The organism is Psychrobacter sp. TWR1-1-1 (assembly GCF_049895865.1).
Taxonomy (GTDB): Bacteria; Pseudomonadota; Gammaproteobacteria; order Pseudomonadales; family Moraxellaceae; genus Psychrobacter; species Psychrobacter immobilis_A.
This window is the reverse complement of sequence record NZ_JAFCTE010000004.1, coordinates 63,285-88,006: the sequence shown is the minus strand read 5'-3', so window position 1 is coordinate 88,006 and position 24,722 is coordinate 63,285. Positions and strand designations below refer to the sequence as shown.

The window sequence follows — 24,722 nt, the reverse complement described above, 5'->3', positions numbered from 1 at the left end:
TTTACCTATTAAGAAGCCATAAAACCAAACGTATTTTTCAAAACTATTCTGAATCTATTTTCTCTTGATCTTTAACCCTTGCTCTTTTGCCTAGCGCTTGACGAAGCACCTGTAACATCAGCAAGGCAACTTGAGTCGGCATACGTACGATATTACTAATCATCATATTTCTTACGGTCAAATCGCTCTTATAACCTTTTAGTCGTAACGTTTTATCTGCTTTTTTAGCTTGTGCCAATGCAGCTGCTAAATAGTCATTATCTATACGAGTAAGGATACTCCAATGACTTTGTTTAATTTTATTGGCGAGTGCTTTTTTAACCTCATCCGCTTGATAGTCCTCTACTAAACTGATGACTTCTGCATGGATAACGAAAAGGTCTAATAGCTTTTTATCTGTTGACCCTGTGATCGACGTGCCACGCTGTCTGTATAGATAAAAATCAATGGGCAGGTGATACTTAATATTAGTAGCTAAGCCAAGATGCCAATGAAAAGGCCAGTCTTCGTAGTACAGACCCACTGGGAACTGTAACGAGGCAGACCGCACTGCGCTAGATTTAATAAATTTGAGCCATGCAAAATGCGGTAAGCTAAAATATGAGCCGTCTATTTTGGTTGCCTCAAATGCTAAATTGCTAGCGGGATACGGCAGATCTGTCTCTGTGATGCCATCTTTGAATGGCGTAAAGCCATACGTCACGACCTCTGCATTCTCGGTGAGCGCACAATCCACACACGCTGCCACCAAGCGAGGGTCTATAGTGTCATCAGAATCAACGAACATCATGTATTCGCCTATCGCAGACTTGATACCAGTATTACGTGCCGCAGAAAGACCGCTGTTTTTATGATGCTGAATGACTTTGATGCGTTCATCTATGAGATGTGACGCAAGTGCTTGTTTTGAATCATCAGTGGAGCAATCTTCTACAACGATAATTTCAATATTCTGATAAGTCTGCTGCTTGATGGATGCTAAGCAAGCATCGATATATGACGCAACGTTATACACTGGTACGATGACACTCACTAATGGCGTTTCGATAGTCGTCATATCGCTACTAGCGCTTTTTTTAGGTCATCATACTCAGCTATATCAACTGGCGACTCATCCATCGTACCGTGAGGCAGGGACAGGAGGCTATCGATGAATGTTGCAATATCAGCAATCTCTTCCAATTCTAAAAACACCAGCCTTGGATGACCGCCTAACCAGTCCAACTGCGTCTGTCTTATCTTATGATTGGAGTTCGGGAGTACCAAGCACGGCGTACCCGATAGCAGACATAAAATCATGCCATGCAGCCGGTCAGTCACGACCAATTTTGTAGCACGAAACTGGCTAAGCTTGTCCGTCAGTAATTTTGTGCAATGTGCCTCATCGAGTTGCGAACCACCAGCGTGTGTATCGGTCTTTTCAATTTGATAGCCAGTATCTGCTAAGGCTTTGTCTATCATGGCGTATTGCTCAGCTGATAATGCGGCTTCTTTGTCATCTCGTAAGCAGCGCAAAATACCTGAAGGCGCTAAGCAATCTGTCGTACCCAGCACTGTTGCATTCGCGCTCATCACAGTATCTGGTACGAGACCAATATGCACATTACTGTACTCAGCAAAAAGCTCGATGAGTTTTGCCGCTGTTATCGACTCTCTGGCAAAAACATGTATATCTGGATGCTTGGCGTAAACTTTCACAATACGCTGCAAGGCACGTTTAGATTGAATAGAATCATTCCAATCTAGTGTCTGAGGAAAACAAACGATACGATTGGCAGGAAATGACTTGATGACTAATTGGCGCAGCTCCTCAATATCAGGATACGTGCCACCCATATTACCGCCGCCAATGATAGTGACGATATCCGTCTCTTTTATTTGTTGTTTAATGGAATTGAGCACAAATCTGGTTTGACTGATAGCAACACTAACAACATCATAATCCGTCAGCACACGTTGCAAATACTGCTTTTGCGCGTGAGAAATAGCAATATCACCAATATTGCCATAGTCAGCGGCAAGAAAAATAAAGCACCGTTTACCAGTTGGTAACGGTAAACCTCTCGCCCCCATATAAGCGGCTAAGTGTTTTTTTAATCTGAGCGGAATGAGCTTTTTTATAGCAGCAATATTCATTTTTAATGCTCCCTTATTCGTTTCTCATTAACAGCTTCTTCACCCACATACGACGCCTTGAGCCAACAGGAAACAATCTATTCAAGTTAGGAGGCGGTTTACGTTTGAGTGCTTTTTCAATGTATGGCAGCCATTCAAGACCTCTACCCGTTTTAATCATCTCATGACGAATTAACTTCCAATCTATGCTGACAGCCCTGCCCTTTAGAGCCATTGATTTAAAAAGTGATGAGTCCATGGGCTCGCTAAAACATTGAGGGTTATCTATACCTGCAACCAAAAAATTGAGACGCGTCCTAACACATTTCTCACAGCGACCACAGTTGCTATCATTTTGATCACCCGCCCAACAGAAACGCAGGCCTTCAATACCCAAAGGCCATGCTGAAAGAGTTTGAAGCTTCTCTGAACGACTAAAGCCTGCACCATCATGAATGAGTCTAAAGTCGCCAGAACTTAGCAGCGGGTCAGTGATTGGGTGTGAGCCCCAAGGACTAATTAATACATCATAAGAATCACCACTACCAATGAGCCCAATTTCTGCATATCGTTTCAAGCCGCATAATACTGAGGCAATAGCAGCAGCATGATAGTCTTCCCAGTTGATGTCCCAAAGTCCTCGAATATTTGTTTTCACAATGACCAAATCGATATTGATATCTGCGAGTGTGTTTGCCGCTGTTTTTGCCGCGCCAGCAAATCCTTCTGTATCATCTAGAGGTATATCAAAGCCATGCACAAAAACCCCTGCTTTAATATTTCGTGTGGCGTATCCTGCTCTGCCTGTCGCATGACGATAAGCGGTAAACTGAGCATCAACGCCACCAGAAAATGCAGCAATCGCACCATCTACTTGTACGTCGCTCTCTCTTATACGATCAACTTGTATATCAATCAAAAAATAACGCTCTGGTAACCACTTATTCCAAACATACTGTAGCTCTGTCAGGTTGGCTAATAGCTCATGCGACACGCTACCATGCACATGAATGGCTGCTCGCATCTGCATCGCGGGCAACAATGTGGCCAGTAAATAAGCATCACAATCATCGTCTTCTGGCATTGGCAAGTTCGCTGGATATACAAACCACAATGCCTTCTCAGTCATTTGCCCGTTAGCTGTTGTCTGTTGCAGCAAACAACAGCGCTTTTGGCCTTTTTCATCACTGCGTAAAGGCTGAGGCAACAAATCAATATTAAGCATATTTTTTCACCTTTTCTTTAGACCAAGACAGTTGAAGAAAAACCAGCGTCATAACATACCAACGCCGTGAAAAACATAAAATCAAGATACGAATGCCGCGTGCTGGATGTCGTTGATAATAATGCGGCAAACAGTGCTGATAAACGAAAGACTGGCGTATTCTTATCAACTCTGCACGACGTTTTTTCATATCAATATGCGCCAAGTTGTTGAGTAAATATGGCAGCATATGCTCGACATAACTACGAGCAAAGTCCGATAATAGCACTTGCTTTTCAGTAGCACTGATCGACCAATCATGTATCCTGACTCTGGCTGTATAGTCCGCTTCAATGGATTCCAAAAGCCCTGATTTATATTGTGAGCTTGTTATAGAGGTCGCATTTTCATAGTAGTTGTATGGACAGTCTGGCAGCACCGATAAACGATTCGCTTTGCTTAGACATGCGATATTAAAAATACCATCCTCACCAAATTTGACGTCGCTATCGAAACGCAGCTCTGCAATTAAATTTTTGCTATACACCTTGGTGCAAGCGTACCAATATATATGTCTATTCTCTGTCACTCTCAGTTGTAGCATTTCGATATCTTGCCGTGAGTATTCTGCCGCACTATTAGGACGCTCAATAACAGAGCCATCCAGCATCATGCGTTTATGACCAAATGCCAACATCTCGACATCTCGACATCTCGATCTACAGCTTGTTCAAAGACAAAATCAAAATACCAATCATCAATGGTGTCATCCGCGTCTATAAAAACGATGTAATTGCCGGTTGCGATATCGAGCCCAGTATTACGAGCCTCTGCCACGCCTGCATTTTTTTGAGATTTCACCGTAATCCATGACCTAGCACTCGCCCAGCTATGCAATAGGCTAGCAGTATGATCTTTAGAGCCATCGTCAATGACTATCAGCTCAATGTCGTGATTCTTTTTCGCAACGTCAATACTATTAATACAACGATCAATAGTAGCAGCGGCATTAAATGCAGCGATAATAACCGAAATCATAGTGAGCCTCTCAAGTTGAGACTTCTCATACATATCCTTTGTAACATTCAAAGCAGTCAAAAAACGTACCTACTGCTCCACTTCATCGATATGAACAAGACGCCGAAAAGCGACATAAATGATAGATAAACTGAGCAAAACCCCAACAAATGAGAAAAGGGCAATGGCTATCATATCTGACTCAAAAACGTAAAAACCTACATACAGCGCTGCAGCACGAAATACCACTGCGAACACTTCTCTAATCAAAAGGAATCGCTGTAAACGTAATGCTGGCAATGCCGCAGTACTCGCACCAGACACTAAACTGGTCAAAAGCCAAATAGACAGCCACTGCGAATAACTACCTGCCAATGCCCACTCTGCACCGAACACTAAAGAAAAAAGATAATCGCCAAAAACGAACACCGTACCGAATGGCACAATACCTACCACCAATAAAATCAACGTCACTTTTAATAAAAATTGATAAGCCTCAGGTGAATTTGCTGTGATGGCACGCGTAATTTTTGGATAGAAGACCTCTCCAACTGCCTGACCTAACAGCATCGCGGGTGCACCAAGCACAAGAACAGCCAACGAATACTGCCCTGCAGAAGAGGCACTAAATAATGACGCTAACAAGATAGTTGGCAACCCCACTGAAGCCGCATTCAGGATACTTTGTGGCATACGATATATCGCAAAATCACGCTGCGATATCGCGGCATGTCGAACACCCTCAGTGCCAAACCAATGACGGACATTTAATACACCTACTCTAGGTACACGAAGCATCTGCATAATAAAGTTTGTGAGCTGCCCTGCTATCGTTAATAAAATAAGCAACATACTAGAAGGCGCGAGCATACCGCCTATCAGCTTACTGCTATCTGTCACAAGCTTGCTTTCCACATAAGCCCGAGCTTTCGCTTTAAATAAGCCCACTCTAATAGCAGACTGATCAGCGACAGAAAGAAAGGCACCGACTAATAGCGTTAATGGTATGAGATATAGCATGTTTGGCGTGCTTTCCATACCCATCCAACTTGCCAAATGAAACTTGCCGACATAGACAACAATGAATGAGAGGACAGCTATAACCACACTGAGCAATATGGACAATCGGGCAATTGCCGCAGCATCCTCGTCACTGTCTGGCATCACGATTGCATTTGCATAGCCCATAGTGGCAATCGGAGTAATAATACTGACGATAGCAGTAAAGGCAGCAGCGATACCGAAATCCTCAGGTCTATACAGTCTGGTGAGAAATGGCATAAAAATCATAGCGATGGCCTGTCCAGCAGCAATCCCGCCACCGACCATGACCACATCTCGCACAAAGTGACTGGTTTTCAACCTGTTTATTGTGCTCTGTATCGATGAAAATACTCCAGAGCTCATGACATATTGTCCAATTTAGTGACTCACAGAACTTGTAAGGAATTTATGACAGCGCGCCTCTCTCTATTAACCCATTTCATCTGTCAGTGTGGTATCTACTTTCTCTACCTCGACATCTTTATCAGATCCTTCTCGGTAACCTTCGACAAAAAACTTAAACTGTGTTTTCAGCCAGACCACATCCTGCTGCTTTGCTTTTTCTGCAAATTCAAATAAAATATTTTCGATATCTTGTAAAGGAAAGCTGTGCTCCATTGCTTGCATAATCAATGGATGAAAAGTAGGTTCGATATTGTCTTCACCAATGATTAACTCCTCGTAGAGCTTTTCACCCGGTCTCAAGCCAGTAAATACGATTTCGATATCACCATTGGGATTGCTATCATCTTTTAGCTCACAACCTGTCAAACGAATCATACGTTTTGCCAGATCAACAATTTTGACGGGCGCGCCCATATCAAGCACAAACACTTCACCACCGAATGCCATCGCACCTGCCTGAATAACCAAACTGGCCGCTTCTGGAATCGTCATAAAATAGCGTGTGATGTCTGGATGAGTGATGGTGATCGGACCGCCTTGCTCAATCTGTTTGGTAAATAACGGCACCACAGAGCCTGATGACCCTAAAACATTGCCAAAACGCACCATGCTAAAACAAGTCTGACTGTTACTTTGGCTCAATCCTTGGCAGACCAGCTCAGCCAAGCGTTTGGACGCTCCCATGACATTGGTAGGTCGCACGGCTTTGTCAGTAGAAATCAGCACAAAAGTCTCAACGCGAGCCTGTATCGCAGCACGGGCACAATGGTAGGTGCCTTTGGTATTATTGATGGTGCCCTCAAAGGGATTGGACTCAACAATAGGCACATGCTTATAGGCTGCAGCGTGATAAATCGTTTTTATATGGTTTTTTTCGAATATATTGATTAATTTTTTTTCGTTACTGACACTGCCGATAATGCTAATAATCTCAATATTTTGATAATCAGCATCCGCTTTTTTGAGGTTACTAAGTTCTTGATCTATGGTGTATAAAGCATACTCAGACTGTTCATATAGCACTAAGCATTTAGGTTTATTTTTGATGATTTGCCGACACAGCTCACTACCGATTGAACCACCTGCCCCTGTAACGAGAACGTTTTTACCCGTGATGTTTTTTTGTAGCAACTCCGCAACAGGTTCCACCGTTTCTCGTTCGAGCACATCTAATATGTCAACGGGTCGTATATGACTGACAGTTACTATCTCATCAGCAAGCTCACGTAAGCTTGGCAAGTCTTTTATCTTAACGGAGATACCTGACAGACTGTCCATAATCTGTTTTTTACGACCACGGCTCATAGAGGGCATGGCCAAAATCACCTGCGCCACATTGAGTTTTTCTATCAACCACGGAAGCGCGTGAGCTGCATATATTTGTTTGCCATGTAAATAGGCCCCAGTAAGCTGCGGGTCATCATCGATATATGCCACCACATTGTACTGATAAGAATGCCTCAAACTTTCTAGCAACTCTCTACCAGCTTCTCCTGCACCATAGATAATCACATTGTCACAACAGGCATTTGGACGACGGTTTTGACCTGTACCCTGTAGACGTTTCAGTAACGCGCGGATCATGAGCCTACTATTCCACAGCCAAATAAAAAATAGAAATAAAAATATAACGGGGGCTGAGCGCGGTATTGTCGCTGATGGGCTCAAATAAATGATGACTTGATAAACAATAATAAGTAAAAAAAACAGTTGCAGCACACGACCCATCACTGCATCAAAAAACCCTCGAGAGGCGCTGCGATAAAAACCAATAAGATATAAGCTAGCAACCGGCACGAATGCATAAAAAGCCAATGCTGCAAGACTGATATGAGAAGCCACATATCCTTGTCGTAGCATCAATGCCAATAATAGGCAGAAGATCGACATAGCAAAATCTATACTAAATAAGAGGGTGCTTTTAGTCAGGCGTGGTAATGACAATAAATACAGAGCCACACGCTTCGACCATTGATTAAAACCACTGGACGATTGATAAGCATTGTTTGACTCTGTTTTTATCAACATAATATCCACCCAATTAAGTTGGTTTGCTTATAAGCGACTACCACGCAAACTAGTGGTTATCTCCATAGGCATAATGATAATGATAGCTATATTTATCCATAAGACCCTGCTGTACATCATTGAGAATAATGCCATCTACTTGTACATTGGCTTTATTCATTTGCTTGATCGCATAAACCAGTTGCCCTTCTATTGAATGATTAAACTTCGTAACGATGAGTACTTTGTCTGCATGTTGCGCAAGTACCATAGCATCTGACGCCGCCAATATCGGGGGTGAGTCGATGACAATATAATCGTATTGAGTTTTTAATTCTGCCATCAAATGATTGAATTTTTCGCCCATCAATAAGGAGGTAGGATTATGCGGCTGCCGTCCGCGCGGTATGAAATCGATCAACTCCATACCAGTGGGATGAATAAAGCTTTCGACCCCTAAGCTAGAGACCTCACTGTCTGATCGAGTACCATCAATCGGAGAAAAATGCTTTTTATCCTGCAACAAATAATCGGCAAGACCATCATGTTGGCTCATATTAAACATTTTATGCAGCTCACCTAAGCGCATGTCCCCATCGATGACCAAGACTTTTTTGTTGAGCTGGGCAAATACCTCTGATAAATTGGCAGCGATAAACGACTTGCCGACACCAGGGCTCTCCCCAGTAATCAATATGACTTGCGCGGGCTGCCCGACCGCTGTCCCCATTGGCATACCAAACATCAAATTGGTTCTTAAACTTTTGATCGCCTCATAACTCAAACTACTGTGATCAACATGAGCGAGCATGCGAGGGGTGGTATTCTTCTTTTTACTCAACCTCGACAGTAAGGGTGAGCGTGGAATCGTTGCAATGACAGGGATGCCCGTAGTGGTCTCCAAATGCTCTGGATCTTTTACGACATTTCTAATAAGGTTCTTCAAGAGCACCAGCATCACCCCAAACATCATGCCTATCAATGTGGTCAGCATCAGGATTTGTAGTTTATTTGGTGCAATGGCATTAAAGGTACTGGTCGGTGAATCGATAATACGGGCATAGCCGATTTGACCAGCCTTGACGATTTTAAGTTGCTCATAATTTTTGAGCAGCGTCAGATAGATTTCTCGATTGATTGCCGTATCTTCTGATAGCTTTAGAAACTCTCGCTGTATTTCAGGTAGACCTGCAATGGTATTATCTATCTCTCTTGTTCTATTATTGAGCACTTTGAGCTGTTCATTAATTTGAATGACCAGTGGATGTTCTTCGGTGTAATAAGTGGTCAGGTCTGCTTTTTTGAGTTTAAGCTCATTGAGCTGCTCATCGATGCGAGACTTCTCATTCAATAACAACTCGGCTTCTTTACCCACATCAATCGTGCCATATTTTTTACGAAAGTCATTAAACAGTGCTTCAGAAGTCTCTAATTTTTCTTTTAATAGAGGTATCTGCGTTTCCATAAAAGCAAGTGTTTTAGTCGTTTCTTCAGAACCGCGAGATTGGTTTTGATCGACGTAAGATTGGACGATCTGATTGAGTATAGTCGTGATTTGCTCTTGGTTAGGACCCGTCATCGACAGCTGAATAATACCCGTTTTTTGACCTTTTTCTTCAACGGATAAGGCGCCGTTGATAGCGTCAGTCGCAGCCTTTATCGTCTGCTTACTAATATTAATTGGGTAACCATCAGCAGGTAACTCTGTGACAGTGATATTAATCTGACCGTCCAATCCTTTGAACTGATGCGCCTGACCAAGCTGACCTTTGAATTCATCAAACCCATTGCTCAAAACAAACCCTGTAGCAGATTTTGTTAGTGTGAAAGGTTGGTTCAAGTACGCTGGTGATACATCAAATTGGCGGACTTTTACTATGCCATTTTCGGTATCAAGAGACACATCATCCGGTGTGTTTAATTGCGTGTAAGTACGATTGCTTTTTATTCTATCAAGATGACCGATATTGGGATCTGTTAGCTTAATGCGTAGGTGCAATAGCTCAACCACTGGCTCCAATATCATACGTGATCGTATCAGCTCTGCTTCTGTCTCCGCTTTGCTGACTTCTGCACCAACCAGCTCTGAGATACTCTCGCCAAACGCCTCTATTCCTTGAGTATTTTCTTCAATCTGTATCAGCGCATCTGATTTATAGATGGGATTCACATAGCGGGTATACAAAAGCCCTAGTAAAAGCCCTAATATCGCCATGAGAGCAATGATTTTCCAACCACGTAACAATACTAAAACCAGCGCCATTAAATCGATGTCGTCATTGTTTTTTTCGCCCGTAGACGTTGATAGGTCTTTTGAATCCATATTATTCATAACCATATACTCATCGCTCAATGTTGATCGTTTAATAGCATTCGCTGAACTTCAACGCTCTAATCGATGGCGCGTCGCTAATCTTGTCAGTCCATTGTTCAAGACTAGCGATAATATCTTGTCTACTCTTCTCAAATGCTGAGTCATCCTGCTGATAAGGGTCAGCAATATCTTTATCAAGCCAATGCCCTATTCGAAAGGTTTTTCCGCGACAGTGCGGCCACTGACTTTCAATCCATTTGGTTTGGCTGGTTGTCATCGTCAAAATTAAATCTGACTGACTAATGCTTCATTAATTTGCTTGGCGATATGAGCACTGATGTCTATATTATGAGTAGCCATCAATGCAATCGCTTTGGCATCAGCTGCGTGACCTACAAGCGCTGACAGACCAGCAGAGTCAATGTGCTTTTCTGGGTAATATGCCGTTAATATGGCAGCGGCCATCGGGCTGCGGCATATATTGCCAACACAAACGACCAAGATCTGATCAAACGCTCCCATGACTGACTCCTATATCCCTGAAATCACATTGATTGCTGATGTTGAAGGCAGTATGGCGCTAATAATACGATTCCAGCGCGCCAAGCCAGTTGGATCAACATAAAGAATGTCATTGGCTTGCATGTCAAAACGACTGGCCAAGGCAAAACTGGTAATGCTTTGCATGTCGACATAATAAATATTGGTGTATTGATACTTTGGATTATCCCGAACGATATATACTTTGGCCGCATTGGCTGTATTAGAATTCAACCCATTTGACTCACCTAATACATGCGCTAGACTCAGCCCTTGCTCAGGAATAGCAACGGGCTCAATTTTGCCAAATTCTCCCAATACATAGACCTTATTGCGGCTTTGGCTATTGACATGAATAGCATCGCCGTCTTGTAAGTATATTTGATTGGCAGACAGCCCCACTTGATTCAATGATTGGATACCGAGCTTGTAACTTTTGCCTTGACGGTTTAATACGATATGGTTTGAATCACCCGTATCAGTCGTACCACCCGCCATAGAAATAGCGCCATATACTGAGATAGGCACATCTGCGATAACAAACTCACCAGACTGCTTGACTTCACCATCCACGAAAAACTTACTACCACGGTAGTTGATGATTTTGACCTGAGGATCTGAGTATTTGAGATAGCGTTGAAGCTTGCTTTGCAAAGTGGCAGTGAACTGCGGCACACTGAGACCGCTGGCTTTGACTCTCCCTATTAAGGGGAATTGTATAAACCCTTGCTGGTCAACAGTCAGACTAGACGTTGAGGCATTAATATCTGGATAATTGGTCAGGATAATATTGAGAACATCCCCTTTAGCAATGCCATGGCTGACACGCCCAGATGTTTTTACTAAATGATATAAATCTCGATCAAGGATGACGGCTTCTTTAGGTGGTAGATTAGCCAAACTCAAAGGTTGGATATAGAATTGTAGACCGTTTTCTGCAGTGAATGTCCCTGACTCGGGTAATTTTCCAGACTGAAGTCCTGAATTTATTGTGCAACTGCTGAGCAATACTGTCAGCAATAAGCAAGATGCACTCGCTATTAAGGAGCGCTTTTGTACAGAAATGAAATATTTATAAACCATAACAGTTACTCATATTTATATTCGTGAATCAAAAATAAGTGCCTTGCTGCTATCAATATATTCATAAAAAAGGATGTATTTATTGAATATACACCTAAACTATACATAACGCAATATTTATAAACATTGATGTAAGAACATTTTTTTTAGTTAATTTATTTTATGTAAACCCTTTTCAAAAAAGGTGTATAGCGCATATCGATAAAAACAAAAAGACAGAAAAATCTAAATCGGCAGACATATTCAACGGAGTTAGCAGTATTTCTTAGGGTTCATGCTGTCAAAAATATAAATTTGGTATTGGTTATGCTGCTTAACTGATCTTAATAATATTCAAAGAAACCACTGTTTTATTAAAAATATAAATATAAGCATTTGTGTGCAAATATCTTACTTTTATCAAAACTTAATCAACTTTTATTTTGGAAATATCTTTTAATTTAGCAAACTTTCTTTTATTAATATAAAACGATAAATTGATACCGTTTGTAGATACTGGTTTGCGTGCTAAAGTCATCAAAATAGCGTAGAATAGTCAATCCAATTTTTTACATTGAGAAATGTAAACCCACCGACTCAAGGACATGATTATGAAAGATGAAAAATTACAGAAAGCCCTCGCCCGTATGGGTCTTGGCTCACGTCGTCAAATGGAAGAAGTCATAAAATCAGGGCGTGTTACTGTTAATAACGGACCTGCGACCATTGGTGATCGCGTCGAGCAAGGCGACGAGATTCGCGTTGATGGTCGTCAGATTAAATACACCTCTGAAAACGAGAAGCGTCGCCGTGTTATCGCTTACTACAAACCTGAAGGCGAAGTCTGCTCTGCTAAAGATCCAGAAGGCCGTCCAACCGTTTTTGAGCGTTTACCAAAACTGACTCATGATCGCTGGGTGATGGTTGGTCGCTTGGACATCAATTCAACTGGGCTATTATTGTTTACCAATGATGGTGAGATGGCGCATCGCTTGATGCATCCGTCTGGTGAAGTCACTCGCGAGTACGCAGTACGTGTATTGGGTGAAGTCACGCCTGAGATTGCCCGTGCATTGACGGCTGGCGTCATGCTAGAAGATGGCCTTGCAAAGTTTGAAGATATCAAAGAAGGCGGTGGTGAAGGCGTCAATAAGTGGTATCACGTCCAACTAAAAGAAGGTCGTAACCGTGAAGTACGTCGCTTGTTTGAATCACAAGGCCTGAAAGTAAGCCGTCTACTGCGCACACGCTACGGCACGATTGCCCTACCAAAAGAGCTACGTACTGGTCGTTTCTTAGAACTCGACAGAAAAGACATCAATACGTTGACCGATTTAGTGAGCTTGCGTCCTCGTTATGGTACCGGTCTGCATGGCGCAGCGAAAGAGAAGCAAGAGCGTATCAGAAGCAAGCCTCTTAAAGCGCGTCGTGCTACTGACAGTCGTAGCGATAGCCGCAGTGGTAGCGACACTCGCAATAGCAGTGCAAAGCCTAAAAGCAGTGCTAGCCCTGCCAGCCGTGGTACACGTAACACTCGTGACCGCAACGACAAGCGTTAAGTGATACCAAACCCAAAAAATACGATTAGCTGCGTCAAACTCGTTTAGTCTACAATGTGTAGTACTTGCACTTGTTTTCCTTGCTACTCTAATTTTTGTGAATGGTATCGTTTTAAAGTTATCGCTTTAAAGTAGACCACAAAAAAGCTGCCAATGATTATTCATCATTGGCAGCTTTTTTTATAGAAATAATATAAAAGGTAGCTGTCAACCTGACGACTTATATTTAGCTATCGTGGCTATTAATATAATTCTTCATTACTCGTAGCTCTTGCAACTGCTGACTTTCCATTTGTTCTAATAATCTATCTAGACGCTGCTCAATATTATTAAATACCTGCTGTAATAACTGATTGGCTTCCGCCTTTTTTTCATTATCCGCATTGTCAGTGCTTATATTAATATTCGCTAGATGATGATGACTGGCAAGCATTTCAGGCAGCCTAGTGTGCAACATCTTATTCAATACAAACTGTTGCTCGGTTGCGGCAGGCGTTTTATGCTGAGCTTGTAGTGATTTTTGATACGCTTGATAGCAGGTTACTTTTTCATCGATACGTTTTAATTGGCGCAGCTGTAGCTCTGACAAATTTTTCAGGTGTTTTTTATTTAAGTTTAGTTGCTGCCAACTGAGTTTGGACAAGGACAACGGTGCATCATAATCCTGATAAGTGAGTACACCTGGCGAAATACCGACCGCTTTGTGCAGCGCATGCCAGCCTTTTTTACCCAAATAGAAGGTGGTAACGGTCGTTACAATGCCAATGCCTATTAAGATGCTCATATACCCTTACTCTTCATCGTTTAATCACACCACTTTGCCTTTACAGTTTAATATTCTCAGCACTCACATTCTTACCAGTTGCGCCAGTTGGATTTTCAATCGCTTTAATTTCCATATCGGTATTAGCACTACTGAAACTACTAACATTGCTATCGAGCTTTTGCATATCTGCAGTAGCAGCAGGATTATTAAAGCGTTTTTGTAGATAGCGGTTGGTCGCCAGCAGCTTTTGACCATCTTGGTGATAAGAGGCATTCAGTAAATCATCAAACTGAGTATTAATGGTACGTAATACATCTAATAGCGCTTCTTTTCCAGTCACATTAGAGTGCTTGATTTTGGTCGTGTCAGCGCGCGCGCCATCGCCCACATCTAGGTCATGCAAGCGGCGATAGTCAGTCACAGCAAGTGGCACATGCCTGTCCATTAGGTTTTGAATCATAATGTAGGTTTCATTGACCGTGTCTTTATCGTCTATCTTGCCATCATTATTGGTATCGCCATAAATAACCCGCAGCTTCTCCCCTTTTTCATTGATTTGGTCAAGTGCTGTTTTGACTTCAACAGGCAAGCTTTTTTCTGGGATGTAACCCAATTGCGGCATCGCTTTGTACTCAAGCATTTTAGGCGCAGTCATTTTTTTGATACCACGATACCCCAGATATAACCCAGCTACTGGTAACACTCCATATAAAATGAACATGACAAACATCGCAGTAACTTGAGTCATTAGAGTATCCTAATTGTTGAATAAAATGGTTTGGCTAAATGGCTTGGTAAACTTCTTATTATGCTAAATAAGATAGATAGTTATTATTAAACAAAAAAATAAGGCTCTATTAAAGCCCTATATTGTTATGCATTGCGTCACTTGTGTGAAAACCATGTTAGGGCGTGTCCCCAATTCAATCACAGCTCTAGATTATGTTAATTTTATAATGTCAATTAACAGCCATTATCTATTAGTAATTAACTTTTTGTCCGGCTTTTGACATAACGGTGCGTTGAAGCCAAACGATTCATCACCGTTTGATGCAGCTCATCTAACAATTCATCAAGCTCATAATCAATCTCTAAAAATAAATCCGTCAACATGTCACCTGCCGTCATTTTTCCTTGCACCATATTGTTTTTGGTACGGTGCGGGCTAAAACGCTGTAGCTGCTCATAATGATGGAGGGCTTCTGGAATGCTCTCTGACACCAGCTTATCGATGACAAATTGGCGTTCATTATGTTGCTGTTGTTGCTGCTCATTGAGCTCACTGCTCCACTCACGATAGCGTTTTAACTTACCATTGATACGGTCTAGTATCGCAACCGCCTCGATGGGCATGGCGTTTAGGGTGGCTTCATCGACCACATCAACAAGCTCAGTCATAATCGGGCAGCGTCCATGTTTGAGATACCACAAGGTATCTGGGTCAAAAGGCGGTCTATTGGTCGGGCGCATCTGAGCGCGATTGGACAGGTAGCGATCAGTCAATGGTGTCGGCGTTCTGATATCACTCACTTGCGCCAAAGCATCACAAATACGTTCGCTGCGCTCAGGCGGCGTCAGTACAGAACGCTGACTGACAGCTTGATCGTTTTTATCATTGTTTTTACTATTATTATCAGTCACCTCTATATCTTGACTGATAGCCATCTCCTGAGCATTTTTGGCTGCTAGCGTTGGCAGGTCATCTTGAGCTTGCCCAAATGACTTTAGCATTCTTGTCAGACTTACCACCATGACCTACCTTGCCCCTCGTCCCGTGCACGCTTATATTGCATAGATTTATCCAATAGCGTATCTTAACAGCTTTTTACCGCTCTGCCAGTAAGCAAAATGTCAACACCTCTCATCCGCCCCCTGCTAAGCACACTATTATGAATGCGACCGACTACACCTCTGGATTCTTACTTGGGCTATCGCTCATCATCGCGATTGGCTCACAAAACGCCTTTGTACTCAAACAAGGACTCAAACGCGAGCACATATTTTTTGTCTGCTTATTTTGCACGGTCAGTGATGCGCTGTTAATCTCTGCTGGCGTTGGCGGTTTTGGCGCGGTTACGGCGCAATATCCGCAAGTGGTCAATATCGCAAAATTCGCTGGCGTCGTATTCTTGCTAGGCTATGGATTGCAGAGCTTATATGCCAGTGTGCGCGTCACACATGCACTCACCGTCGAGGGACAAGTCGTCACCAGCTTAAAAAAAGCCCTGCTATTATGTTTTGGCTTTACTTGGCTCAACCCACACGTTTACTTAGATACATTGGTACTCGTTGGCATGGTTTCAACGGGTGCTAGTAGTAAGCTGGCATTTGCAGTCGGTGCAGTCAGCGCCTCATTCTTTTTCTTTTTTGCGTTGGGTTATGGGGCGCGATTACTCAAACCATTATTTGCCAAACCAAAAGCATGGAATATACTCGATGCTTTGGTAGGGATACTCATGTTGTATTTGGCGTGGCATCTGTACCGAAGTTAAAAACAGCGATAAAGGCAAAAGTAGGTGATAGGCTAAACCATTAACACAGCTCCTAAATATAAGTATAAGTACAAAAAAAGCCAAACACCTTGTATAAATGTGTTTGGCTTTTTGGAATCTGACACTTTTACTATTTACGATACTTTTTTACGCTTTTTAGGCTTAACGAAGGTTAAGTTCAAAAAATGCTCAAGCGAGTCATCAAGGACATCCAACCAAGGCTCTGGCAACTCAGGCGATAGCGTGCCTGTTAACGTAGAGCGATACGCCCTTTCTCTAAAGGTCATAATATTATCAGCTTTGTCTTTTTGCCACTCTTTTAAGATTTCACCCTGTTTTTCAACCGCAAATTCTGGATAATCGGTCGCATTGGTTAAATCACGAATATAAGCGGCTTGAAAGTCGATTGAGTCACTGACCGTCACGCACTTCGCGTAAGTTGCCAACCACTTTTTCTCATCTGCTTCACGGTGTACCAATTCAGGCAATTCGATATCGCCCATCATCACATCGCGTGCATACCATGCTTGAGCGTCAAACATATTAAAGGTGAAATACTGATCCTGCATACCTAAATAAATGAGCTTTGGGTTTGGCTGCCAAAAAATCCCTTTGTGCAAGTTGGCTGGATATAAGCAGTTATGCGTTTGCAGACGTAATTCATCGGGCATAAAGGGGAAATGAAACAGGTAACCAGTACACATAATAACGGCATCAAATTTTTGGCTGCTACCATCGGCAAAGTGCGCTACATCTCCTTCAAAATGGGTGACCAAAGGCACTTCTTTGATGCCCTCTGGCCAATCATAGCCGAGTGCTTGCGTGCGATAGCTGATAGTGACTGATTTGGTACCATACTTATAGCACTGCGTGCCAATGTCTTCGGCTGAATAACTACTGCCGATGAGCAAAATATCTTCGTCTTTGAACTCTAAGGCGTCACGAAAATCATGCGCGTGCAGAATGCGGCCGGGGAAAGCTTCTAACCCTTCAAAGTAAGGCATGTTTGGCGTGGAAAAATGACCCGTCGCTACCACGACATAATCAAATTCTTCCACTTCTTGCTCATTGGTTTTATGATTCATCACCGTCACGGTGAATTTTTGCGTGTCATCATCAAATGACACCCAACGTACTGGGCATTCAAAGCGAATGTATTTTTGGATATCTTGTTTATCGATACGCCCCATAATGTAGTCTTTTAGGACTTCACGCGGTGGGTATGAGGGGATCGCTTCACCAAAATGCTCGTCAAACGAATAATCAGCAAACTCTAAGCACTCTTTGGGACCATTGGACCATAAATAACGGTACATACTACCGTGAACAGGCTCACCATTTCTGTCTAATCCTGTGCGCCAGCTATAGTTCCACATGCCACCAATAGCGTTTTGCTTTTCATAACAAACTATCTCAGGTAAGTTTTTTGCGCCAGCCAAACGAGCTGCTTCAAAAGCGCGTAATTGTGCTAAACCACTTGGACCTGCACCTAAAATAGCAATTCTTTTATTACTCAAGACTAACTCCTATGATAATAGTTGTCTCTCCACTGTAACATATTTTTATGAATGGTGTTTTTTCGAATACTTTTGGTGATTAATTGGCCATAGCTTAAGACATGACTATTCTCCAAAAATGGCTTCTAACCGAATCTTTGGTTTTTAAATTTGATATGAGTTAACACGTGCTTTTCATTAGGGCGTATTAAATATGCATAAATCGGCACTGTCAGTGCTAGGGTTGAATACTGAACACGCCCATTAAGGAATAAATCAAAAAATTGACGGACAAACATAACGTAGCAGCGTCATTACACTAAATCAGGAAATAAAGTGCGTAAGCCATTAACGATAATTTCGATAGAAACTGCCGCCAATAACATCCCCATAATTCGGCTCATGATGTTCAATCCAGTATCACCCAGCAAGCGACTGATACGACCTGCCGCCATCAGTGCTAGATAACAAAACAGACTGATAAATAAACCAGCAATCAATATGGCAGATACTTGCAAAATACCAGAGACTTGTGAAGAATAAATAATCACCGTCGAGATACCACCTGGTCCAATCATCATTGGAATAGCGATAGGCACAACTGCTGCAGCCATGGTGGGCGGCGCGTCTTGTACATGGTCAACATCGAAGTTTTCTTGATCGGGCTTCACGGGATTACCGTCGCCATTCATCATATTAAGAGCAATCAAAAACACCAAGATACCACCTGCCAGCTGAAACGAGCCGATAGAAATACCAAGTGCTTTTAGTAATGTCTCGCCTGCTACCGTAAAGAAACTAATAGTGATAAAAATCGTCAAACAAGCAACACGCGCCACTTTGCGTCGATTATTCATTGAATAACCACGGGTCAAATCCAAAAATAACGTCAAAGCGCTAAAGGGATTAATCAGCACCATAAAGGCTAAGATTATCTTGATGATTTCAGTATTCACTGAGCGCTCGCTTGTCTATTAGTCAAATCGGGCAAAAAGATAAGGTCATCGTGCGAGTGCAACGATGACCCAATAGATGGTTAACAATAACTTTGTAGCTTATATTGTATCATAGGCAGATAAGCTAATTAAATCATTAACTTTGCTTACCTTTCTGGCAGCAGACTATCAACGAAAATAGAGGCTCAACATTGACCTATCAGCCACTATTTGGTGGGTAAATAACCTCATAAAGCCTAATCGCTAAAACAGGTATGTGGAGACAGGCATGTTGAAAATCATGCGCTAAAATCAAGACCGATATCTAATGCCGTGGTACTGTGCGTCAAATAACCCATGGCAATAAAATCAACACCCGTTTTTGCTGCTGCTTGCACCGTTTCAGGAGTAATACCACCTGAAGCTTCTGTTCTAGCACGACCTTTACACATCGTTACTGCCTGCGCTAGTATTTCAGGGGACATATTATCTAATAGCACCAAGCTCACACCAGCATCTAATGCTTGCGCTAGCTGCTCTAAAGTATCCACTTCTACTTCGATGGGAATTAAATGCCCAGCGAAGTTTTGCGCTTGTTTAATCGCAGTCTTGATATCACCAGCGATAGCAATATGATTGTCTTTGATTAAAATAGCATCATCCAGTCCCAAACGATGGTTGCGCCCGCCGCCGCAGCGTACCGCGTACTTTTGTACAATGCGCAAGCCAGGAATGGTCTTACGTGTACAAGTAATTTGCGCAGGATACTCTGCAACGCTATCTACAATTTTTCTGGTATCTGTCGCAATGCCACTCAAGTGGGTCATAAAATTGAGCGCGGTACGTTCTGCTGTCAGTAAATGGCGCGCATTACCACGCACACTAGCCAAGACTGTACCTGCATCAACCCATTCACCATCAGCAACTTGAGCCACAAACTCAATCTGAGGATCAACCATGGCAAACGATAAACGTGCCAAATCCATACCACATATCACGCCTGCTTGCCGCGCTTTAATCTCTAGCTTCGCTTGCATATCGGCTGGAATGGTGGCTTGTGATGTGACATCTCCGCGTCTGCCCAAATCCTCAGTTAGCGCAGCTTCAACCAAAGGTCTAAGCAATACATCATCCAATGCTGGTTCTTTTTTAACTGTCATCTTTAACCCTTAAATAAACGTGGCGTTCATATATGCTTATGCAATTAAACTCAAAATGAGCATAAATATAGCGTAAAGTTAACAGCCTCGCAAGGAACCGTCATCATTTTGGGCAGCCGACAGGGTTTTATAGTCATAAAAATAAAGATAGCAAGGTAGTCTATTAACTCCTATTTACGCTTAGGCAACTTACTATCCATCAATAAGCTTTGTAGTTCAATATCATGACGAAATCGATAAAGCTTGGCAGGGCGACCACGTTGGGCACTACTACTCTGCCCTGTCTCCATCACAAGTTTTTGTGAATCTAGCAAACGACGGAAATTTTGCTTGTGCAAGCGCATTCCTGAGAGCGCTTCTACGCTTTGTTGTAATTGTGACAAGGTAAATACATCTGGCATCAAGCCAAAAATAAGCGGTCGGTACTCAATTTTGGCACGCAGCCGTGAAATAGCCGTTGCAATCACTCGGCGATGATCATAATACATCGGCACCCCAATGAGCTGTGACCAGTTTTCAGGTAGTTTATTTTGATGGCTCGGTTGGTGAACGCTTTGATGATTCATTGAATAGCTAGGTGGATAGTTCGGTGCTTCCGGTATCAGTCCCGCTTCATACAGCATCTCATAGCGCAGTAACACATGCTCAGCGACCCATTCTCTATTTTCATAATGCTCATAGGCTGTGTATTCATTATCCGCATTTTCACTTGTGGTCATATCACCCACTAAGAGCGCTTCACTTACACCCCAACATAAACCAATACGCTGACGGCGGCGCTGCTGGATGCCTGAATCTTTAGCGCTATCTGCCCAGCTCAATAATGCTGGCACAATATTATTCATAATGATGCTAGGTATGCCATCCAAATGATTTTCCCAAGGAAAGTAATCATACCAATCGCGCCACAATGCTTGGCTTTGTAACTGCGGCGTTTGTGTCTCTTGCACCAGTCCCAAATAGCTCACGTAGACCAATGCGTGACCATCAACATTGCGCCTATTGGTATCGACAAAGGTATAGAGCTGCTCCAAATAACCAAGTGGTTGCTGTGTTTGCTCCTCAACCCATTGGCGCACACCCGCTTGCAATGAGCGATGCAACGGCATCAATGGACCATTGGGTAACAGCTTTCCTTGATCAACGGTTAAGACCCGAGCGGTATGCTCAGTAATGGCGACTAGCACGGCCACGACTTCTGTGGTGCCACTACCTTGCTGATGCGCGTGTGAATAAGACAACGTCATGACTTTAGTGATTACCTTTTATTTTAATTATTAAATAAAGCTCAACTGCTAAGCTGTTGACCATTTGCTCAGTATAGCTTGAATCAACGATTATCATAGCTTGTGGTTGTAATTATATAAAATGAGTCTGTATAAATCATAAATATATAAAAAGTACTTGTATTTATGCTCAAAATGAGCATAATTAAAACATCTGACTAGCCAGCGATATTAATTGACTTATTTTTAGCGGCATATTGCTTGTCGTTACTGCCTAAAAGGTTTGCATCTATGAAAACTTATCCTTACGACGCGCCCATCATGAGTAATGACAATCGCATTGCAATACAAATGAATATTGAATATGCCAAAGCTAAAATGCCAGCAGACTTGCCGCGTACTGAACGTCTCATGGTCGAGGAAAACATCAAACGGCTATTAAAAGCGCATGATGCGGTATTGGTCGCCCATTATTATGTCGACCCCTTTATTCAGGATTTGGCATTAGCAACGGGTGGTTGTGTGGGTGATTCGCTGGAGATGGCACGCTTTGGGCAAGCGCATAGCGCCCAGACATTAGTGGTCGCTGGCGTCCGCTTTATGGGTGAGTCGGCGAAAATTTTAAGTATGGAAAAAACAGTACTGATGCCAGACTTGGAAGCGGAATGCTCGCTTGATTTGGGCTGCCCTACTGACGATTTTTCCGCATTTTGTGATGCTCACCCTGAGCGTACGGTTGTCGTTTATGCCAATACTAGCGCCGCCGTCAAAGCCCGTGCCGATTGGGTAGTGACCTCATCGGTTGGCATAGACATCATTCGCCATTTGCATGCTAATGGTGAAAAAATTATTTGGGGGCCTGATCGCCATTTAGGTAAATATATTGCTGCTGAGACTGGCGCAGATATGCTGCTTTGGCAAGGCTCGTGCCTCGTACATAATGAGTTTAAAGCGACCGAGCTGATGCAATTAAAAGAGGAGCATCCAAACGCCAAAGTATTGGTGCATCCTGAATCCCCTGATAGCGTGGTGGCGCTCGCCGATGTGGTCGGCTCGACCAGTAAGCTGCTGCAATCGACTTATGAGATGGACGCCGATACCTTTATCGTCGCCACCGATTTGGGTATTTTGCACGAAATGCAAAAACGCTCACCAACCAAGCGGTTTTTGGCTGCACCTACTGCAGGTGAAAGCGCCAGTTGTAAGAGCTGTGCCTTTTGCCCATGGATGGCAATGAATGGTCTAAAAGGTATTGAACAGTGCTTGACGCAGCGCAGCGGTGAAGTTTCGATGACGCCTGAGCTGGCAGTCGCGGCTAGAAAACCCTTGCAACGTATGCTTGATTTTGCCGAATCACAAAAACAGCGTGTGACAGCGAGCGGCGATATTGTCAAAGACCGCGAGCTATTCGCCAATGTCGGGGCTGCCTAATATGAGTGCGGCATTTACAGCGGAATCATTAGGTCTCGATAGCCCTGCTGCTATGGTACAAACGGATATACTTATCATTGGCTCAGGATTAGCAGGCTTAAGCACAGCTCTAGCATTACCAAAATCGCTGAATATTACTGTATTGAGCAAAGCCGCCTTAGAGACTTGCTCCAGTCATTATGCCCAAGGTGGCATCGCGGCAAGCTTGGATAAAGAGGACTCTGTTGCTGACCATATCGCCGATACCCTAATCGCTGGCGCAGGGTTATGCGATGCTAATAATACCAGTCGCATTTTAAGTGCCGGGCAACAGGCCGTTCAATGGCTGTGTGAGCAAGGTGTGCCTTTTACCCAAATACCGCAACAAGATAATGCAAAACCTGTCACCAAACTACAGACCGAACTACAAACTGCTGACTTACATTTAACCAAAGAAGGCGGGCATGGTTGCAGGCGGGTCGCACATGCGGATGATGCGACTGGTCGACACATTATGGAAGCCTTGACTATAAAGGCGCAAAACGCTGCCAATATCGCTATTTTGCCTTATCATAAAGCGCTGAGCCTTTTAACAAACAGTGCCAATCCAAATAATCAATGCCAAGGGGCGCAAGTTTTTGATCATAATAATCAACGACAACTGACTTTTTTTAGTCGCGCAGTCGTACTGGCTAGTGGTGGCATGGGTCAATTATTTAAGCGTGCCAGTGCACCCAACGTCTGTGTCGGCGATGGTGTGATGATGGCATGGCAAGCAGGCTGCCGCTTAGCAAATTTAGAATTTATCCAATTTCATCCGACGGGCTTAGCAGTAGCAGACAGTAGTTTTTTAATATCGGAAGCACTACGCGGTGAAGGTGGGCGGCTGACCTGTCCGCAAACCGGTGCGCGCTTTATGTTGGAAATTGATGAGCGGGCAGAATTGGCACCACGCGATATCGTCGCTCGCGCCATCGCTGAGCAGATCAGTAATAATGGTCTTGGCTACGTACATTTAGATGTTAGTCATTTGCCAGAGCAATTTTTACGAGAGCATTTTCCGCAGATCTATAAAACGCTATTAGAGCTTGGTATTGATATCACGAAACAACCTATCCCCGTTGCCCCTACCGCTCATTACAGTTGTGGCGGTGTGGTAACGTGTGCCAATGGTTTGACGGATGTGATAGGTTTATATGCCGCAGGCGAAGTTGCCTATACAGGTTTGCATGGTGCGAATCGCTTAGCAAGTAATTCACTTTTAGAATGCGTAGTCGTTGGGCGCAATATCGCTGCTGACTTGCCGCGATATTTAAAAGCATTAGAAAATCTAAATCACGTTACCAGTTATGATCACTCAGATTTATTAGCAACTGCCATTTGGACAGCACCAACGCTTAAAGATATTCAAGCTATTAAGCTTCCTTCTTCTCCTACCATTCTATTTAATTTATCTCATTGTGATGACACTGATATCATTACCCATGATTATGCTGGCAAAATAGTCACAGAATTAAAAGTTTTAATGACCTCTTATATGGGTATCACTCGAACTGCCGAATCATTAGAGCAAATACTGATACAGATACAGCAATGGCAACAGTCGCTTGAAAAAACCAGGTTAAATCAGTCCAGTATGAGTACTTTAGATGGCACTATCACTGCTAATGAGCTGACACTATTTCAATTAGCACGACAATTACAACTAGCGACATTGATTATTCAGTCAGCTTATCAGCGTTATGAGAGTCGCGGTGGTCACTATCGTCAAGACTATCCGTATTTGGCATCCACACCTCGAACCAGTGTGATTGCGCCCTTATCGAAGCTAAAAGATGATGACAAAACAGGCAGCAAAGAGGGTGGCATTGATTGGCTGCTTCAGCCTATAATCGATGACACAGAGGCTAGAGTGGTAAATACAGTTGCTAACATCTAACAGCAATTGGAGGCTGCCACTTTAGCCATGA

The 24,722-nt window shown here is 43.0% G+C and carries 20 protein-coding genes and 1 pseudogene; 4 read left to right on the top strand and 17 right to left on the bottom strand.

Annotation, left to right across the window (positions count from 1 at the left end; translation table 11 throughout):
- Window positions 1–43: 43 nt before the first annotated feature.
- The 10 genes and pseudogenes from ACP69U_RS05635 to ACP69U_RS05590 all read right to left on the bottom strand — a co-directional run bounded on the left by ACP69U_RS05635 (window position 44) and on the right by ACP69U_RS05590 (window position 11,729).
- The gene (locus ACP69U_RS05635; RefSeq protein ID WP_426138071.1) at window positions 44–1,057 is read right to left on the bottom strand and encodes a glycosyltransferase family 2 protein; all 1,014 of its coding nucleotides are present in this window, start codon (window positions 1,055–1,057) and stop codon (window positions 44–46) included.
- Complete coding sequence (locus ACP69U_RS05630) at window positions 1,054–2,136, bottom strand: polysaccharide pyruvyl transferase family protein (RefSeq protein ID WP_426138070.1); 1,083 nt, start codon at window positions 2,134–2,136, stop codon at window positions 1,054–1,056. Before ACP69U_RS05630 ends, ACP69U_RS05635 begins: the two co-directional genes overlap by 4 nt.
- 13 nt (window positions 2,137–2,149) lie before the next feature.
- On the bottom strand, window positions 2,150–3,340 hold the full coding sequence (locus ACP69U_RS05625; protein WP_426138069.1) for a hypothetical protein: 1,191 nt from the start codon (window positions 3,338–3,340) through the stop codon (window positions 2,150–2,152).
- Window positions 3,333–4,016 (bottom strand): hypothetical protein, encoded by a 684-nt coding sequence (locus ACP69U_RS05620; RefSeq protein ID WP_426138068.1) that lies wholly within the window; start codon window positions 4,014–4,016, stop codon window positions 3,333–3,335. Before ACP69U_RS05620 ends, ACP69U_RS05625 begins: the two co-directional genes overlap by 8 nt.
- Window positions 3,989–4,357 carry a glycosyltransferase family 2 protein gene (locus ACP69U_RS05615; protein WP_426138067.1) on the bottom strand — a complete coding sequence of 123 codons (369 nt, stop codon included), beginning with the start codon at window positions 4,355–4,357 and terminating at the stop codon, window positions 3,989–3,991. The genes ACP69U_RS05620 and ACP69U_RS05615 overlap by 28 nt, the downstream gene beginning before the upstream one ends.
- 69 nt (window positions 4,358–4,426) lie before the next feature.
- On the bottom strand, window positions 4,427–5,743 hold the full coding sequence (locus ACP69U_RS05610; protein ID WP_426138066.1) for an oligosaccharide flippase family protein: 1,317 nt from the start codon (window positions 5,741–5,743) through the stop codon (window positions 4,427–4,429).
- A gap of 66 nt (window positions 5,744–5,809) precedes the next feature.
- Window positions 5,810–7,813, bottom strand: a complete 2,004-nt coding sequence (locus ACP69U_RS05605; RefSeq protein WP_426138065.1) for a polysaccharide biosynthesis protein — start codon at window positions 7,811–7,813, stop codon at window positions 5,810–5,812.
- Window positions 7,814–7,862: 49 nt separating this feature from the next.
- Window positions 7,863–10,124, bottom strand: coding sequence for a polysaccharide biosynthesis tyrosine autokinase (locus tag ACP69U_RS05600; protein ID WP_426138064.1), 2,262 nt, complete (start codon window positions 10,122–10,124; stop codon window positions 7,863–7,865).
- A gap of 31 nt (window positions 10,125–10,155) precedes the next feature.
- Window positions 10,156–10,628 (bottom strand): annotated as a pseudogene (locus tag ACP69U_RS05595) (low molecular weight protein-tyrosine-phosphatase).
- Between the two features lie 9 nt (window positions 10,629–10,637).
- On the bottom strand, window positions 10,638–11,729 hold the full coding sequence (locus tag ACP69U_RS05590; protein ID WP_426138063.1) for a polysaccharide biosynthesis/export family protein: 1,092 nt from the start codon (window positions 11,727–11,729) through the stop codon (window positions 10,638–10,640).
- A 590-nt stretch (window positions 11,730–12,319) separates the two neighbouring features.
- Here ACP69U_RS05590 and rluB point away from each other — a divergent pair.
- Window positions 12,320–13,267, top strand: a complete 948-nt coding sequence (gene rluB, locus ACP69U_RS05585) for a 23S rRNA pseudouridine(2605) synthase RluB (RefSeq protein WP_426138062.1) — start codon at window positions 12,320–12,322, stop codon at window positions 13,265–13,267.
- 226 nt (window positions 13,268–13,493) lie between these two features.
- Here rluB and ACP69U_RS05580 read toward each other — a convergent pair whose 3' ends face one another.
- The 3 genes from ACP69U_RS05580 to ACP69U_RS05570 form a co-directional block, all read right to left on the bottom strand.
- Window positions 13,494–14,051 carry a hypothetical protein gene (locus ACP69U_RS05580; protein ID WP_426138061.1) on the bottom strand — a complete coding sequence of 186 codons (558 nt, stop codon included), beginning with the start codon at window positions 14,049–14,051 and terminating at the stop codon, window positions 13,494–13,496.
- Between the two features lie 40 nt (window positions 14,052–14,091).
- The gene (locus tag ACP69U_RS05575) at window positions 14,092–14,781 is read right to left on the bottom strand and encodes a hypothetical protein (protein ID WP_426138060.1); all 690 of its coding nucleotides are present in this window, start codon (window positions 14,779–14,781) and stop codon (window positions 14,092–14,094) included.
- A gap of 239 nt (window positions 14,782–15,020) precedes the next feature.
- Window positions 15,021–15,764, bottom strand: coding sequence for a hypothetical protein (locus ACP69U_RS05570; RefSeq protein WP_045451705.1), 744 nt, complete (start codon window positions 15,762–15,764; stop codon window positions 15,021–15,023).
- Between the two features lie 158 nt (window positions 15,765–15,922).
- Here ACP69U_RS05570 and ACP69U_RS05565 point away from each other — a divergent pair, with 158 nt between their 5' ends.
- A complete protein-coding gene (locus ACP69U_RS05565) occupies window positions 15,923–16,525 on the top strand; it encodes a LysE/ArgO family amino acid transporter (protein ID WP_426138059.1) in 603 nt (200 codons plus the stop codon).
- A 134-nt stretch (window positions 16,526–16,659) separates the two neighbouring features.
- Here the strand turns inward: ACP69U_RS05565 and ACP69U_RS05560 are convergent, their stop codons facing one another.
- From ACP69U_RS05560 to ACP69U_RS05545, 4 genes are all read right to left on the bottom strand, one after another.
- Window positions 16,660–18,042, bottom strand: coding sequence for an NAD(P)-binding domain-containing protein (locus ACP69U_RS05560; protein WP_193007490.1), 1,383 nt, complete (start codon window positions 18,040–18,042; stop codon window positions 16,660–16,662).
- Window positions 18,043–18,335: 293 nt separating this feature from the next.
- Window positions 18,336–18,977 (bottom strand): MarC family protein, encoded by a 642-nt coding sequence (locus tag ACP69U_RS05555; protein ID WP_083475671.1) that lies wholly within the window; start codon window positions 18,975–18,977, stop codon window positions 18,336–18,338.
- Window positions 18,978–19,255: 278 nt separating this feature from the next.
- Window positions 19,256–20,116 carry a carboxylating nicotinate-nucleotide diphosphorylase gene (nadC, locus tag ACP69U_RS05550; protein ID WP_045444787.1) on the bottom strand — a complete coding sequence of 287 codons (861 nt, stop codon included), beginning with the start codon at window positions 20,114–20,116 and terminating at the stop codon, window positions 19,256–19,258.
- A gap of 170 nt (window positions 20,117–20,286) precedes the next feature.
- Window positions 20,287–21,363: an NUDIX hydrolase gene (locus tag ACP69U_RS05545; RefSeq protein WP_426138058.1), complete on the bottom strand. Its 1,077-nt coding sequence runs from the start codon at window positions 21,361–21,363 to the stop codon at window positions 20,287–20,289.
- 270 nt (window positions 21,364–21,633) lie between these two features.
- Between ACP69U_RS05545 and nadA the strand changes: the two genes are divergently transcribed.
- Both nadA and nadB read left to right on the top strand, forming a co-directional pair.
- Complete coding sequence (gene nadA, locus ACP69U_RS05540; RefSeq protein ID WP_426138057.1) at window positions 21,634–22,773, top strand: quinolinate synthase NadA; 1,140 nt, start codon at window positions 21,634–21,636, stop codon at window positions 22,771–22,773.
- Between the two features lies 1 nt (window position 22,774).
- Window positions 22,775–24,691: an L-aspartate oxidase gene (gene nadB, locus ACP69U_RS05535; RefSeq protein WP_426138056.1), complete on the top strand. Its 1,917-nt coding sequence runs from the start codon at window positions 22,775–22,777 to the stop codon at window positions 24,689–24,691.
- Window positions 24,692–24,722 lie beyond the last annotated feature (31 nt).